We start from the raw sequence: 15,595 nt of genomic DNA on the forward strand, positions 1-15,595 counted from the left end.
TTATTTATATATTCTAATTTAGAATTATAAAAAATCAATGTGTCAAATTGCCGCACCTTGAGTTGACGTGCTATTTGTCAGAGTTATCTATCGAGAATTGGAGCGGCATCAACAGAAAAATTAATTTCCAAATTATTCTTGATAATATTTTTGGGTTTAATTACTCGTCTTTGGTGAAAAAGTAATTTATTGATGTTTCAGGATGTACTGCATTCTCTATAAAGCAGGTATTCAGAAAACTTTAGTTTGAAGGGATAGCATCTATATCACCATCATTTCAAAGCAGACATGCTAGAATTCCGGCTTCAAAAAATTTGAAAATACTATGAATTTTGCAGCAATTACAGCTTTATCCCCGCTAGATGGCCGTTATCAAACTAAAGTTGAGCCACTGCGAATTTATTTCAGTGAGTTTGCTTTGATTCGTTATCGTGTTCAGGCTGAAGTAGCATGGATTAAAGCGCTAAGTAACGAACCAGGGATTTTTGAGGTTCCGCCTTTTTCATCTGAAACCGGCACACAGCTGGATAATTTGGTGGCAAATTTTTCCGTTGCTGACGGGGAGGCAGTTAAATCCATTGAAGCCACAACCAATCATGATGTGAAAGCCGTTGAGTACTGGTTAAAACAGAAGTTGGCGGAAAATGCTGAAGTTGCCAAGGTAGCAGAATTTATTCATTTTGCTTGTACTTCTGAGGATATCAATAACCTGTCGCATGGGCTGATGCTCAAATCCAGCCGGCAGCAAGTCATGTTACCCGCACTCGATAAAATTATTCATAGATTGATCGAGCTAGCCCTTCAATTAGCGGATGTTCCTATGCTTGCTCGTACGCATGGCCAACCAGCCACGCCGACAACTTTAGGTAAAGAAATGGCGAATGTGGCTTATCGTCTACAACGCGGAAAGAAACAACTCGAAGCAGTTTCTATATTGGGTAAAGTCAACGGTGCAGTCGGTAATTACAATGCGCATTTATCCGCCTATCCAGATTTGGATTGGGAAAAATTTGCACAGTTATTTGTTGAGAAGTTGGGTCTGGAATTTAATCCTTATACGACTCAGATTGAGCCCCACGACACGATCGCAGAATTATTCGATGCGTATGCAAGAATCAATACCATTTTATTGGATCTGAATCGCGATATCTGGGGATATATTTCACTGGGCTACTTTAAGCAAAAAACCAAAGCAGGTGAAGTGGGTTCTTCTACGATGCCGCACAAAGTCAATCCGATTGATTTTGAAAACTCAGAAGGTAATTTGGGTATCGCCAACGCTTTACTACGTCATTTAAGTGAAAAATTACCAGTGTCTCGCTGGCAGCGGGATTTAACCGATTCCACCGTATTGCGTAATATGGGCGTAGCGTTAGGACACACCTTGCTGGCTTATGATTCCTGCGATAAAGGACTCAATAAACTGGATGTCAATCCGGCGCAATTGCTGGCTGATCTGGATAACACGTGGGAAGTTTTGGCCGAGCCTATTCAAACAGTGATGCGGCGCTATGGCGTCGCCAATCCTTACGAGCAACTGAAAACATTAACGCGCGGCAAGAGCGGCATTACCCAAGAAACGCTGCATCAATTTATTGCTGATCTGAGTATTCCTAAAGCAGAGAAAGATCGCCTCCTGAGATTAACTCCAAGAAATTATATCGGTAAGGCATGTACTTTAGCCAAAAAAATCAAAAGTTGATCGAAAAATACAACCAGTAATGCGTAGAACTGATGCGCTAATCGGTTCAATTTGAACAAAGTGTAAATAATTTTTAATTATCGGCTTGAAATTTAAAAATACAACCCCAATATCGCTTGCACAGTCATTAGGAGGTATGATGCAAAGCCCAGAAAACCCACATAATCCAGAAGCCAACTCTGCTGAATTAGCCTACGCTAAAGAGGAGGCCATAGTACCAGGAATTACCAGTGATGCAACCATTCAAACCGGAGAAAACCAAGATCTGCAACCCAGCCTTGAGCATTTATTGAAGGAAGCTGAAATCAGGGCGGCCGAGCATCATGATGCTTGGATTCGTGCCAAAGCTGAAACAGAGAATATTCGAAAACGTGCTCAAAGTGATGTGACTAATGCACATAAATATGCAATCGAGAATTTTTCTGCCGAATTGTTGACGGTAATGGATAGCCTCGATGCTGCGTTGGCAATTGAGAATGCAAGTGTGGAGAGTTATAAAAATGGTATGGAATTAACACTTAAACAATTGACCAACGTGTTTGATAAATTCAACATCAAGGCAATTGACCCCAAAGGAGAGAAATTCGATCCGCATCAACATCAGGCAATGTGTACAGTTGATTCTGAATTGATTCCAAATACAGTGGTTCAAGTCATGCAAAAAGGCTACAAGTTGCATGAACGCATTATCCGTCCGGCACTTGTGTCGGTTTCGAAAGCAAAAGATACTTGAATTCTTCCGGAGTATCTCCACTTTTAGGTCAGTTGACAGACAGAATTAATCTTTAAAAGGATCTTAACATGGCAAAAATTATCGGTATCGATCTGGGTACCACCAACTCTTGTGTATCCGTTATGGAAAACGGGAAACCTAAAGTTATTGAGAACTTAGAGGGTACACGGACAACGCCTTCTATCGTTGCCTATACGGAAGATAATGAAGTTTTGGTGGGCGCCTCGGCGAAACGCCAGGCGATCACCAATCCGAAAAATACGTTGTTTGCGGTGAAACGTCTAATTGGACGCCGTTTTGACGAAGACATGGTGCAAAAAGACATCAAGATGGTGCCTTATAGCATCATCAAAGCAGATAACAATGATGCGTGGGTAGAAGTGCGCGGTAAAAAAATTGCACCACCGGAAGTTTCCGCACAAGTATTGATAAAAATGAAGAAAACAGCCGAAGATTATCTGGGTGAGCCAGTAACTGAAGCTGTCATCACAGTTCCAGCCTATTTCAACGATTCACAACGCCAAGCAACTAAAGACGCTGGACGGATTGCCGGTCTGGAAGTGAAGCGAATTATCAATGAACCAACAGCCGCAGCATTGGCTTTTGGTATGGATAAGAAAGAAGGTGACCGGAAAATTGCTGTCTATGACTTAGGCGGTGGTACTTTTGATATTTCCATTATTGAAATTGCTGAAATTGATGGCGAGCACCAGTTTGAGGTGTTAGCTACCAATGGTGATACTTTCCTAGGTGGAGAGGACTTTGATTTGCGTGTGATTGAATACCTGGTTGATGAATTCAAGAAAGAAACCGGCATTGATTTGAAGAAAGATATGTTGGCATTGCAGCGCTTAAAGGATGCCGCAGAGAAAACAAAAATTGAATTATCATCCAGCCAGCAGACTGAAGTTAACTTGCCGTACATTACTGCTGATGCATCTGGACCTAAACATTTGGCGGTCAAGGTTACCCGTGCCAAATTGGAAAGCCTGGTGGAAGAGCTCATAGAACGTACGGCTGGACCCTGCCGCACCGCGATGAAGGATGCGGGCTTGTCCGCTTCAGACATTGACGATGTCATTCTGGTTGGTGGGCAAACACGTATGCCGAAGGTTCAAGAAAAGGTTAAAGAAATTTTTGGCAAAGAGCCCCGTAAGGATGTTAATCCAGACGAAGCTGTTGCGGTTGGTGCAGCAATTCAGGGTGGCGTGTTGCAGGGCGACGTGAAGGATGTCTTGCTTCTAGATGTGACACCGCTGTCGTTAGGTATCGAAACGCTGGGTGGTGTAATGACCAAACTGATTCAGAAAAATACTACAATTCCAACCAAGGCACAGCAAGTATTTTCTACAGCGGAAGAGAATCAGACGGCTGTTACTATCCATGTGTTACAAGGCGAACGCGAGATGGCGTCGGGTAATAAGAGCTTGGGACAATTTAATCTAAGTGATATTCCCCCATCACCGCGCGGCATGCCACAGATTGAAGTGACATTTGATATTGATGCAAATGGTATTTTGCACGTATCAGCCAAAGACAAGGCTACTGGCAAGGAAAATAAAATCAAAATTCAGGCAAGCTCTGGTTTGTCGGATGATGAAGTCGAACGTATGGTAAAAGACGCCGAAGCACATGCCGAGGAGGATCATAAGGCATTGGAATTGATTTCCAGCCGTAACCAGTGCGATGCCATCATTCATTCGGTTAAAAAATCGTTGAAAGAATATGGCGATCAACTGAGTAGCGATGAGAAAGCTAAAATTGAAACTGCATTGAATGATGCGGAAGAAGTTCTGAAAACTGATAATAAAGACGACATTGATGCCAAAACACAAGTATTGACCGAAGCGGCGCACAAATTGGCAGAAAAGATGTACCAGCAAAACGATCAACAAGGCCAGCAAGCTCAACCTGAGTCAGGGGCTTCATCCAATCAAGGTGAAAAACCGGTGGAAGGCGAAGTGGTTGATGCAGAGTTTGAGGAAGTCAAAAACAAAAAATAAATTTTTATTCTATCTACTCAGGCGCAGAGGCGCAGGAAGAGGATTTTCGAATTCTTCTGCGCGCTCTGCGCTTTGGTGTTTGATATGAAATTTTCAATTTTTCTTAAAAACCACAGCAGTATGAATTTTATCCCGGTAGCAGGAAATCAATATGAGTAAGCGCGATTACTATCAAGTACTTGGTGTCGACCGTGACGCTGATGAAGGTACAATCAAGAAAGCCTATCGTAAATTGGCAATGAAATATCATCCCGATCGAAATGCTGGAGATGTCAAATCGGAAGAGATGTTCAAAGAAGCTAAAGAAGCTTATGAAATATTAACGGATGCTAATAAACGTGCTACTTATGATCAATTCGGGCATGCTGGCGTTGATGCCAGTGCAGCAGGTGGAGGTGGTGCACAGGGATTCGGTGATGCGTTTAGTGATATTTTCGGAGATATCTTTGGCGGGGGACGCGGTGGTGCACGATCAAATGCGCATCGTGGTTCTGATTTACGTTACAACCTGGAGATCTCCCTCGAGCAAGCTGCGCGTGGAACCGAAACAAAGATTCGTATCCCGACAATGGAAAAATGTGAGCCTTGTAATGGCACGGGTTCTAAACCAGGGAGTTCACCAAAAACCTGCCCTACTTGTAATGGTCATGGTCAGGTAAGAATGCAACAAGGATTCTTTTCAATCCAGCAAACATGTCCCAAGTGTCAAGGTGCTGGCAAAATTATTGCGAATCCTTGCTTAGCTTGTCATGGAATAGGGCGAGTGAAGCAGCATAAGACACTGAATGTGAAAGTTCCTGAAGGTGTTGATGATGGTGATCGTATTCGTATTTCAGGTGAAGGTGAAACCGGAATGAACGGTGGGCCGCCCGGCGATCTGTATGTGGTGATCCACTTATCAGCACATTCTGTTTTTCGTCGTGACGGTGATAATCTGCATTGTGAGATACCGATTAGTTTTACTGTAGCCGCATTAGGTGGAGAAATCGAAGTGCCCACTCTAGAAGGGCATGCCAAAATTAAAGTGCCATCCGAAACACAAACGGGAAAGATTTTTCGTTTGCGTAGTAAAGGAATTAAAGGTGTGCGCAGTCGTGAGAAAGGCGATTTGCTTTGTCATGTCGTTGTGGAAACCCCAGTCAAACTGACAGTGCGTCAGAAAGAATTGTTGGAAGAGTTGGAGACAATAAGTCTGAATGATGGCCCACGTCACAGCCCTCGTGCTAAGTCTTGGATGGATAAGGCGCGTGAGTTCTTTTCAGAATGACAAGAGGATGTCGCGTATCCTATACGTGGTCACGGTAGGAGACTCCCAAGATCGAGAAAGCGGACAACAATCATGCGGTGATTTACCTGGCGGTACTTAAAAACCCATTGGATTAGTAGGTTAGCGTGTCAATAAAAACAAAATCAAACGATTTGATCTTTTTCCATCAAAGAACTGGTGAGTGCTGTAGTTTGCGCTAAGGAAAAAAGAACCAAAAACTGGCAGGTAGCCATTGTTTCGGATTTAAGACAGCGACCATCAGTTATTTTTCTCAAATACAAAAATTATTTAATCTCTGCGGCCATGGCTCGATGAGAATTCGCCATATCCATATTAGCTTTTACAGCTTGGTCGTATAAGTTAATTAGGTTTTCACAATGGGACTGCAATGCTAGTCCATCTTTTCCATAGTTAAAAGTTACTGTTCCATATGATTCAAGCATTTTCTTATGTTCTTTTACCTTCGCCCGCATTTCCTTGGCAGCAGCCTCATAATATTTAACCAGTGCTTCATGGTCACAACGCGTTGTAGCTCGCAGAATAGCTTCCTGTGTATCTGTCGGAATACGATTAGTCTGTGCGCATGAAGTTAGAAAACCCAGTAAGCCAAAAACAATTAAAAGCAAAGTATTAATTCTCACAGCATGTCCCTATATCTATAGCCAAAATATCCTGATAGAAATAGTACTATATTTGTTATTACTCACACCAATGAATTGCGCTTCCTCAAGCAAATAATTGATCTGCACTACCTCGCATTCCGCAGATACTTTCATTGCATCGGCCTTCGCACTTCACGAAACCAAACCCGGTATTGTTCCATTTTCGCGCGTTGCTCCGCCGGTGCATAGCGGCGGCAGGTGGCATATTCTTCCGTATCCGGCTTTGCACCCCAACGTATTTCTGCGCAGTCGTTTGGGTTATAAGCCATTTCATAGGCTGGTTTGCGTGCCAATACCTCGGCCACGGAAAGCTCCCACGAACTGCCGTCTGTGCGTGTGTAGCGAATGCTTTGCTCCTGGATGCGTTTTGTGTGGTATTGCTCAATCTTGGCCTTGGCTTCTTCGGGGTTTTTGTCCTTCAGTACAAACAATTCGGGGTGGCGCACGATTTTCTCGGGCAAACCGTTTAGCACGTTAATCGCGATGATGAGGCGCATATCACGAGAAGGGGTGGAATAATCCTCCCAGGGGCCGAGGGTCTGAAAAATTGCTGCGCCGCTGGGCATGGAGATGACGCTGCGCGGGTTTTTGCGGAAGTATGCTTCACCATTGTTCACGGAATTGACGCGCGTCTCGATTTGCTCGACCAAGGCCGTCAACGTCGCTTCGTAAACTTGCACGGGATCAAGGCCGCTAGGGTTGATGAGATTGGCAAGCGTGGCGTAGAAATCATCGGGCGTGAGGTAATCTTGCTCCAACGAAAAGGTAGTGAATTCGGGGTGGTCGATTAGCTCGTCATTGGCGAGTATCCGCCACTTGCCCGGAGACGTGGAGATCAAAGGTCGGAAAGCCTTGAAACCCGGCCCTGCGTTTTCGGTGTTGGCGAAAAGCAGAGTGCCTTCCCAGATTTGCTTGCGCGCGACCGAGTTGTCAGGCTGCGCGTCAACGGCCAGTAGCATACCAGGGCGATCGGCCGTCTGCGGCACCCACTCGACCAGCACTAAAATATGTCCGTAGGGGTCGGCATAGACTGTTCCCGGCCACAGGGTTTTTCGGCTAAGCGAAATCGGATACAGATCGGTGGATTCATCGGCAAGCCCAGTGCGCGCCGAGCCGGAATGAACGGTGTCGACCAATCGCCTGCTGAATTTCTTGAAATTAGCCTGCGAACTGATGCCGCGCGTAAATTCGGTTATGATGGTGGGCGTGCCGCAATACGGTGGCGCTTTGGCCGAGCCGCGCCCGCAGGCACGGAAAGCAATTGGCAAACCGGTCTTCCAGGCAAAATACGCCCGCAAGGTGTAAGGCAGGTCAGCGCAATCGGGGGTTAGCGGCAAATTATTATCTTCGTTGATACCGAGATAGTTGTGCAGAAAGTTGCGCTCGACGTTGCGCAGGAACGGTTCCAGGGAATTGAAACTGAGATTTTCCTCGGGCGGTGCGCCAAATAATGCTTCAATCCAGGCGGAATAAAATGCTTCGGTGGCAAGGTTCCAGGCTCGAAGTCTTTCCTGTTGATCTGATCCACCAAGCGTAAGCGTATGGCAGGCAATAAGCTTACCATTCCGATTTGCTTCTATGCGATATCGTCCCTCATTAAGTTTTTCCAATACGGCGATCAGGCTCCAAGGCGGACCACCACGGCGTTGGGATTGCAGTGACATACGCTGGTCCTGACTGTCGATCAATACTAATTCAGATGCCGGACCATCTGTAGATACGGCCATGATCTTGAACGGTTCATCGATCTTAGGATTGAGAGGAGAAACCCAAATGTGTGTCGCGCCGGTTGCTTCGCATGCAGTGTCTTCAGCATGGACTGCCGGGATGCTAACCCATGCCAGCAAGCATACAAGGAAACAATTCGCGGACAGGATTAGTAAGTCCGAAAAATAGCCTAATCGGTAAGAACGCATAGACGCTCCTGCAATAGTTTTCTCGAAAGGTAGAAATAGAGAACTCTCGCAGCAGATTGTACCTCCTGTTGCACAATTTCAATTACTTTTATCATTTTTACCAAATCGCCTTTAGGCATTGCACTTCGAAATTGAATCTGCGTGATTTAAAGTATAGACAGATATACATGCTTAAGACTAATAGTAACAATCTGTTGATCCAGTATTCAAATTTCAGAGGTGTGCGTCAAAATGGAATCCACGTGTTGTTTAACCAGCGGCTAGATTTGACAGTAACTAATTGATCCCTTATAGAATTCATAGTTATATTGTATGCAGGGAAGCTCTCTCCATCTTCCGTTTCATGGAGTCCATAGTTCCATGAAAATTAGCACACCTTTCCCAATAAGCCTTCGTCTCTTCGGGAAGTAATTTAACTCAAGCTTCATTTTTGATTTTTGATCATTGTTGCTTTGGATAGCAATGTAAGTGCCTATAACCTGTCCAGTTTGCCACACTCATTTACTGTAGAGAATTCAAATGATTTATCACGCTGCATAGTACAAATGTACTGGCAATAGGCGAGTTAATGTACTAATAAAAAAGGATAATGTTCCTATAGCTGAAAAAATATATATGTTTAGAATGCAGGCTGTGCGGAAATGATTAGAAGCTATAAATTATCAATGCTTACCGCCTAAGTGTGAGACGTTATTTATACACTTGTAATTGGAACTGATTGAATTAATTTTTTGTAACTCACCCGGAGATTTGAAAATGAAAAATAACTTTAAACTGAAATTACTGGCAGCAGCTGTTTTGATGGCAAGTGGCGTAGCACACGCAGGCAGTGCTTTCCTGAATGGTAGCCCAACAGGAGGTAACGGATCAGAAGCAAATCCATATAACTTTGGTGTAGTGGGCGCATCTGTAAGCGCACTCTTTGTAAATATTGGTGGTCCTGCAAATGGATTTTTCGAAGAATATGCAAACTTCACTATCCCAACACTTTCAAGTACTTCCGGATCTTCGAATGCGTACGCATTAAATTTCATGGGTATTAATGTGCTAGATATTCAAAATTTGGTAGTTGAAGTATGGGATAACACGCATCCAGGGGGCTCAACTTTGTACGCCACATTGGTTGGAGACAATTTAACCCATGCATTTGGTAATTTAGCTGCTGGTCAATATCATCTTGATATTAGCGGTCAGTTTGGTCCGAACGCTTTTGGCGGGCAATATTCAGTTGCGATGCAAGCATTGCCTGTACCAGAACCAGAGACATACGCGATGCTCCTGGCTGGTCTTGGTTTAGTTGGTTTCTCGGCGCGTCGTCGCAAAATCGCTTAATTAAATTGATACGAGAGACCACAGAGAAATAATACTTCTCTGTGGTTTTTCTGTGAAATCAGTATTCACTTTTTGGTTTTAACAAATTATTTGATAACATTTTCGCTCTTTAACTCAAACGTCCCTGTATGTTTGCCATTGACTGTATATTCATAAGTGCCGGCTGATTGACCATACACTTGCAGCGGCAAAACGAGCGTGTATAGTTTATCATCTGTAGTACAGGGAGCTTCTGTATCAGTTCCCGAAAATCGATTGTAAAATGCTACTGTTACTTCGAATCGGAGACGATATTGCGGTTTATCCATATATTTAGTGTGTCCTTGATTAACAATCAGAACATTTCCACATGAATAGTTGAAATATCCGCTTAATTTAAGAAAAACCTGAATTGGCTGTTCGCCCGTCACGACAAGGTCTACCTGCTCTACGATATCTTCATTTAATGGAACTGCATCAACCCCCATCAATTTGTACGCATCAATCGCTGGATCATAATGTAACCGAATGTTGTGATACAAAACGTTGTGATCAAACGTAACGATACCTGGTATTGAAAGTATGCCATCGTGATAAAAGTTATCTGGCTCTGCTTTTCCCACGTGACTTGTATCTCCTCTACCAAGCATTCCATAATAAATTGGATTGCTTTGCACGGAAATTGGAATTAATACCATTAATCCCAGAATCAAAATGGAAAATATAAAATCAATCGTTTTTCTTTTTTGATGATTATTCATGGCGACTAATCGAAGTGTGTATAAGATGATTTAAAGTATACACAGATACTTAGACTAGCGGCGCAAAGCGTGAAGACAGATCGCTACTTGAGAAAACAAACGGGATCGAGATCCGATAAAGTCAGCTCTCTTCTAATTTGGTGTGATTAAACTGATTATTATTGTCTTGCAGCATGATCGAATCGGTGCTTCTTAACGCATGCTTATCGTGTTGCAAACACAAATCCCAATAAGGCAATCCTTCAAATCGTTTGATGAGAAAATCGACAAATGCCCTGACGCGTTGCGAAAGATGGCGTGTTTGCGGGTAAATGGCATAGGCAGCGAGTTGTGAGAGCTGGTATTTGGTCAGTAGCGGGATCAATCTGCCACTTTCAATTGCTTTATACACGATAAATGTTGGCATCAGCACGATGCCCAATCCATCAACGGCGGCATCGCGAAGAAACTCGCCATTACTGGCTTTTAGATAAGGGGTTATTTTGGTTGTAATCAATTGACCTTCGGCATCATACAAACTCCAGCTCTCAAAATTGCTGATCAGGTTGTAGACCAAACATCGGTGTTTGATTAATTCTCTCGGTGATTGGGGCGTGCCATTGCGTTCGAGGTAATCCGGGCTTGCGCACATCACGGCTTGAATCGGGGCAAGCCGGCGTGCAATCAGACTGGAGTCCGGCAAGCTGGCGATTCGAATGGCCAAATCAAAACCTTCTGCAAGAATATCCACTTGGCGATCATTAAAATCCAGGTCGAATTCAATGTCTGGATGCGCCTGCAAAAATACATTGATCGCAGGGCCCAGATGCATTAAACCAAAACTCAGTGGCACAGCCACCTTCAAGTTGCCTTTTAAGGCGCCGTGGAATTGTGACGTGGCATGCTCTGCTTCGAGGATGTCGGCGAGGATGCGTACAGATTGCTGATAAAAAGCGCGCCCGCTCTCGGTCAGATTCATTTGTCGGGTAGTGCGATGAAATAGCTCAACACCGAGATGTTCTTCGAGTTCTTTCAAACGCCGGCTAACCACTGACTTGGCTACGTCCATGCGATCCGCCGCGCCGCTAATGCTACCGGCCTCAACGACACGCACAAACGCGTTCATATTTTCAAATCGATCCATTGGATAGTCTAATTGTTGCTTATATAAGAACAGTCATTTCTTGTGGCGGCTATTTATTCTTATTATTGCAACTATGATAATACTTCGAGCAAACACGTCATAAAGATTATTACCGAAAAGGAAAAAATAATGAATACAGTCGTTAACGAGACAAGATTTATTCCCGCAGTGGCAGTACCGGAAGGTGCCGGTGTTACGGTGCACCGCACGATTGGCACACCGGCATTGCGCAATTATGATCCATTCCTGTTGCTGGATCACATCAGCAGCAATAACCCGGAGGAATACATTGCCGGTTTCCCGTCTCATCCGCATCGCGGGTTCAGCACATTTACGTACATCATCGATGGTCATATGGCGCATCAGGACAGTATGGGCAATACCGGCGATCTGGGTCCCGGCTCCGCGCAGTGGATGAAGGCCGCCAGCGGTGTTATTCATTCCGAAATGCCGAAACAGGAAAATGGTTTGTTACGCGGATTTCAACTGTGGATTAATCTGCCTGCAGCGAATAAGCTGGATCATCCTGAGTATCAGGAATATTCCGCAGCGGCTTTTCCTGTGGTGGAAACACCGGATTATAGGTTGAAAGTATTAATCGGCCGCTTTGCCGATGCGAGCGCACCGATCGTGGATAGCATTACCGATGTGTCTTATTTGGATGTGCAGGTGCAGCCCGGCAAGCATTTTCAGCATCATCTGCCGGTGGAGAACAATAGTTTCCTGTATGTGTTTGAGGGTGATGGGCAACTCGATGAACAAATGGCGCCACTGCATTCCCTCGTGATATTGGAGTCTGATGTTCGTTCGTTCAATTTTGTTGCAGGAAAAGCGGGCGCACGTTTTGTTGTCGTGAGCGGTAGACCGATCAATGAACCAATTGTTCAGTATGGCCCGTTTGTGATGAACACTCGAGAACAAATTGATCAGGCGATGAAAGATTTTCAGTCTAACAATTTTGTACGTGATCGTGCATGGATCAAACGCGATAAAAAATAAAATAAATAATCAACCAATTTTAAGGAGATTCAAATGGAAAAAATCAGTCAATTCGTAGCACGCTTATTTCTTGCGCAAATCTTTCTGTTTTCCGGTGTTTTCAAAATCAGCGGATATGAGGGCACGCAAGGCTATATGGAAGCGATGGGCGTGCCGGGGATGCTATTGCCGTTGGTGATAGTAATTGAAGTGGGCGGTGGTTTGGCGATCGTTGCGGGATGGCAGACCAAGTTAGTCTCGATTGCATTGGCAACATTTACGGTTGTCGCTGCTGTAGTCTTTCACAATAACTTTTCCGATCAGATGCAGATGATTATGTTTATGAAGAATATTGCGATAGCGGGCGGTTTTATATTATTGGCTGTTCATGGTGCGGGTGGATACAGTCTGGATAGCCGCCGTAGCAAGTCATAAGAAATTCAGATAATCTACATTGTTCTTTAACCCGGCGGCTTGCAGCTGGGTTTTCATTGGTGATAGCTTGTATCATGCGGCATAACAGACTAAACTTGGCTCCGGTAATAAGCGTTTAAGCCGAATTTTGGCGATAGAATTTTCTACTTTAGAATTTCCCGCATGGAAGCGAAATTGCAAAATAAACGCCCCAAGCATCTGAATCTCTTCAAGATCAGGCAGCCTTTACCGGCTGTGGTTTCAATTCTGCACCGCATCAGTGGTGCTTTGCTGTTTTTTCCCGGTATTCCATTATTATTGTATAGCCTGCAAATGCTGTTGCAATCGCAGCAAAGTTTTGAAGCTTTACAGGAATGTTTGCGCGATCCGGTTATTAAAGTGGCGTTGTTACTCCCAATATGGTTTTTCCTGCATCATTTGTGCGCAGGCATTCGCCATCTGGCATTGGATCTGCATATCGGCGTCACGTTGCCGCAGGCGCGGATGGGAAGTATGTTGGTAGTGGCGGCGGGCATCCTGCTTACTGCTTTGATTGGGGTGATGCTATGGTAAAGCAACCCAGGCGTGCCGTAACGGGCGCACACTACGGTTTGAAGGATTGGCTGGTGCAGCGCGTGACAGCCGTTTTGATGACGCTTTATCTCATAGGGCTGGCCGGTGTTTTATATGTTGTCGCACCGCAAGATTACGTAGCATGGAAAGGCCTATTCAGTCACCAAGTGATGCGCATCGCGACCTTTGTATTTTTCATTTGCGTTTTCTGGCATGCCTGGATCGGGATGCGTAATATCCTGATGGATTATGTGCACCCCGTGGCAATCCGCTTGACCGTGCAAATTCTGGTAATTACCGCCTTGCTGTTTTATCTGGTGTGGACTGCTGACATATTGTGGAGTTGATGTGGCAATAACCAAAAGAAAATTTGATGTAGTCATTGTTGGCGCAGGTGGCGCTGGGATGCGCGCTGCGTTGCAGTTGTCCGAGGCAGGATTAAAAGTGGCGGTGCTGTCCAAGGTATTTCCTACGCGCTCGCATACCGTTTCAGCACAAGGGGGAATTGCTGCTTCGCTGGGAAATGTCACGGAAGACAACTGGCACTGGCATATGTATGACACCGTGAAAGGATCGGATTATCTGGGTGACCAGGATGCCATCGAATTCATGTGCCGCCAGGCCAATGAAGTCGTCTATGAACTGGAACATTTTGGCATGCCGTTCGATCGACTGGAAAACGGCAAAATTTATCAGCGCCCGTTTGGCGGACAATCCCAAAATTTTGGTGGCGCGCAGGCAACGCGTTCTTGTGCCGCTGCTGACCGCACCGGGCATGCGCTATTGCATACACTGTATCAGCGCAACGTCAGCGCCAACACGCAATTTTTCATAGAATGGATGGCACTTGATCTGATTCGTGATGAGCAGGGCGACGTGTTAGGTGTGACCGCGATGGAAATGGAAACGGGTGAGATCTTGGTCTTGCAGGCTAGAGCCACCTTGTTTGCTACCGGTGGCGGCGGGCGGATTTTTCAGGCCAGTACCAATGCCTTGATCAACACAGGTGATGGTCTCGGGATTGCCGCGCGGGCTGGCATTCCGCTGGAAGATATGGAATTCTGGCAATTTCATCCCACCGGCGTCTACGGTGTGGGCGTGTTGATCAGTGAGGCTGTGCGTGGCGAGGGCGGTTATTTGCTGAATAGGAACGGCGAGCGGTTCATGGAACGTTATGCGCCCAACGCCAAGGATCTGGCCAGTCGTGACGTGGTTTCACGCGCGATGACGACGGAAATGAAAGACGGGCGCGGTTGCGGCGAGGAAAGTGACCATTTGTTGCTAAAGCTCGATCATTTGGGCGCTGAAATCATCAAAACCCGGTTACCGGGTATCCGTGAACTGGCGATTAAATTTGCCCATGCCGATCCGATCAACGAACCGATTCCAGTCGTGCCCACCGCGCATTACATGATGGGCGGTATTCCAACCAATTACTTCGGTCAGGTGGTGGCACCGTATAAAACCGGCCCGGAAGAAATTGTCTCCGGTTTTTACGCGGTGGGAGAGTGCGCTTGTGTCTCCGTGCACGGCGCCAACCGCTTGGGCACTAATTCGCTGCTCGACCTGGTGGTATTCGGCCGAGCCGCAGCCAATCAGATCATTGAAGATTTAAAAACCAATCCGCATCACAAGCTGCTGCCGGAGAATGCTGCGGATAAAACACTGACTCGCCTAACTCGCCTGGAGAGTCAGAAAGACGGCGAGAGCGTTGCGCAGGTGGGTGCTGCCTTGGCTAAAACAATGCAGACCTATTGCGGAGTTTTCCGTTTTGAAGACATGCTGCAAAAAGGTGTGGAAAAAATTCTTGAAGTCGGCGAGCGGGTTGGCCATACGGAAATCAAGGATAAAAGCAAAGTGTTCAATACCGCACGCATTGAAGCGCTGGAGTTGGATAACCTGAAAGAAGTGGCTACTGCAACCATGATCTCCGCCGAAGCCCGGCGTGAAAGCCGCGGCGCGCATGCGCGCGATGATTATCCCGACCGGGATGATGTGAAGTGGTTAAAACATACGTTGTTTTTCAGTGAAGATAATCGATTGGATTATAAACCGGTGCGGTTGAAACCGATTACGGTGGAATCTTTTCCACCGAAAGCAAGAACTTATTAGATTTCATAACTTTGTTATGGTTCTGAAGACAGCAGCCTTT

The 15,595-nt window shown here is 45.4% G+C and carries 14 protein-coding genes; 10 read left to right on the forward strand and 4 right to left on the reverse strand.

Annotated features, from left to right (window positions below):
* The first annotated feature begins 325 nt into the window (after positions 1-325).
* The 4 genes from purB to dnaJ all read left to right on the forward strand — a co-directional run bounded on the left by purB (position 326) and on the right by dnaJ (position 5,705).
* Positions 326-1,702 (forward strand): adenylosuccinate lyase, encoded by a 1,377-nt coding sequence (gene purB / locus K2P83_RS01480; protein ID WP_292926099.1) that lies wholly within the window; start codon positions 326-328, stop codon positions 1,700-1,702.
* Between the two features lie 139 nt (positions 1,703-1,841).
* Positions 1,842-2,435 carry a nucleotide exchange factor GrpE gene (grpE, locus tag K2P83_RS01485; protein ID WP_292926161.1) on the forward strand — a complete coding sequence of 198 codons (594 nt, stop codon included), beginning with the start codon at positions 1,842-1,844 and terminating at the stop codon, positions 2,433-2,435.
* 68 nt (positions 2,436-2,503) lie between these two features.
* The gene (gene dnaK, locus K2P83_RS01490) at positions 2,504-4,438 is read left to right on the forward strand and encodes a molecular chaperone DnaK (protein WP_292926100.1); all 1,935 of its coding nucleotides are present in this window, start codon (positions 2,504-2,506) and stop codon (positions 4,436-4,438) included.
* Positions 4,439-4,589: 151 nt separating this feature from the next.
* Complete coding sequence (gene dnaJ, locus K2P83_RS01495; protein WP_292926101.1) at positions 4,590-5,705, forward strand: molecular chaperone DnaJ; 1,116 nt, start codon at positions 4,590-4,592, stop codon at positions 5,703-5,705.
* Positions 5,706-5,989: 284 nt separating this feature from the next.
* On the opposite strand, the gene K2P83_RS01500 is transcribed toward dnaJ, so the two are convergent.
* Both K2P83_RS01500 and K2P83_RS01505 read right to left on the reverse strand, forming a co-directional pair.
* Positions 5,990-6,346 carry a hypothetical protein gene (locus K2P83_RS01500; RefSeq protein WP_292926102.1) on the reverse strand — a complete coding sequence of 119 codons (357 nt, stop codon included), beginning with the start codon at positions 6,344-6,346 and terminating at the stop codon, positions 5,990-5,992.
* 131 nt (positions 6,347-6,477) lie between these two features.
* Positions 6,478-8,283: a hypothetical protein gene (locus K2P83_RS01505; RefSeq protein ID WP_292926103.1), complete on the reverse strand. Its 1,806-nt coding sequence runs from the start codon at positions 8,281-8,283 to the stop codon at positions 6,478-6,480.
* Between the two features lie 708 nt (positions 8,284-8,991).
* On the opposite strand from K2P83_RS01505, the gene K2P83_RS01510 reads away from it, so the two are divergent.
* Entirely contained in the window at positions 8,992-9,615 is a 624-nt protein-coding gene (locus tag K2P83_RS01510; protein ID WP_292926104.1) for an FxDxF family PEP-CTERM protein, read from the forward strand.
* Between the two features lie 86 nt (positions 9,616-9,701).
* Here K2P83_RS01510 and K2P83_RS01515 read toward each other — a convergent pair whose 3' ends face one another.
* Together K2P83_RS01515 and K2P83_RS01520 are read right to left on the reverse strand one after the other, a co-directional pair.
* Positions 9,702-10,355, reverse strand: a complete 654-nt coding sequence (locus tag K2P83_RS01515) for a hypothetical protein (RefSeq protein ID WP_292926105.1) — start codon at positions 10,353-10,355, stop codon at positions 9,702-9,704.
* Positions 10,356-10,476: 121 nt separating this feature from the next.
* Entirely contained in the window at positions 10,477-11,478 is a 1,002-nt protein-coding gene (locus K2P83_RS01520) for a LysR family transcriptional regulator (RefSeq protein WP_292926106.1), read from the reverse strand.
* A gap of 129 nt (positions 11,479-11,607) precedes the next feature.
* Between K2P83_RS01520 and K2P83_RS01525 the strand changes: the two genes are divergently transcribed.
* The 5 genes from K2P83_RS01525 (at position 11,608) to sdhA (ending at position 15,555) form a co-directional block, all read left to right on the forward strand.
* On the forward strand, positions 11,608-12,477 hold the full coding sequence (locus K2P83_RS01525) for a pirin family protein (protein ID WP_292926107.1): 870 nt from the start codon (positions 11,608-11,610) through the stop codon (positions 12,475-12,477).
* Between the two features lie 33 nt (positions 12,478-12,510).
* Positions 12,511-12,891 carry a DoxX family protein gene (locus K2P83_RS01530; RefSeq protein ID WP_292926108.1) on the forward strand — a complete coding sequence of 127 codons (381 nt, stop codon included), beginning with the start codon at positions 12,511-12,513 and terminating at the stop codon, positions 12,889-12,891.
* Positions 12,892-13,053: 162 nt separating this feature from the next.
* The gene (gene sdhC / locus K2P83_RS01535; RefSeq protein WP_292926109.1) at positions 13,054-13,443 is read left to right on the forward strand and encodes a succinate dehydrogenase, cytochrome b556 subunit; all 390 of its coding nucleotides are present in this window, start codon (positions 13,054-13,056) and stop codon (positions 13,441-13,443) included.
* Positions 13,437-13,790, forward strand: coding sequence for a succinate dehydrogenase, hydrophobic membrane anchor protein (sdhD, locus tag K2P83_RS01540; RefSeq protein ID WP_292926110.1), 354 nt, complete (start codon positions 13,437-13,439; stop codon positions 13,788-13,790). The genes sdhC and sdhD overlap by 7 nt, the downstream gene beginning before the upstream one ends.
* A gap of 1 nt (position 13,791) precedes the next feature.
* Complete coding sequence (sdhA, locus tag K2P83_RS01545) at positions 13,792-15,555, forward strand: succinate dehydrogenase flavoprotein subunit (RefSeq protein WP_292926111.1); 1,764 nt, start codon at positions 13,792-13,794, stop codon at positions 15,553-15,555.
* The last annotated feature ends 40 nt before the right edge of the window (positions 15,556-15,595 follow it).

This window comes from Nitrosomonas sp., assembly GCF_019752415.1.
Taxonomy (GTDB): domain Bacteria; phylum Pseudomonadota; class Gammaproteobacteria; order Burkholderiales; family Nitrosomonadaceae; genus Nitrosomonas.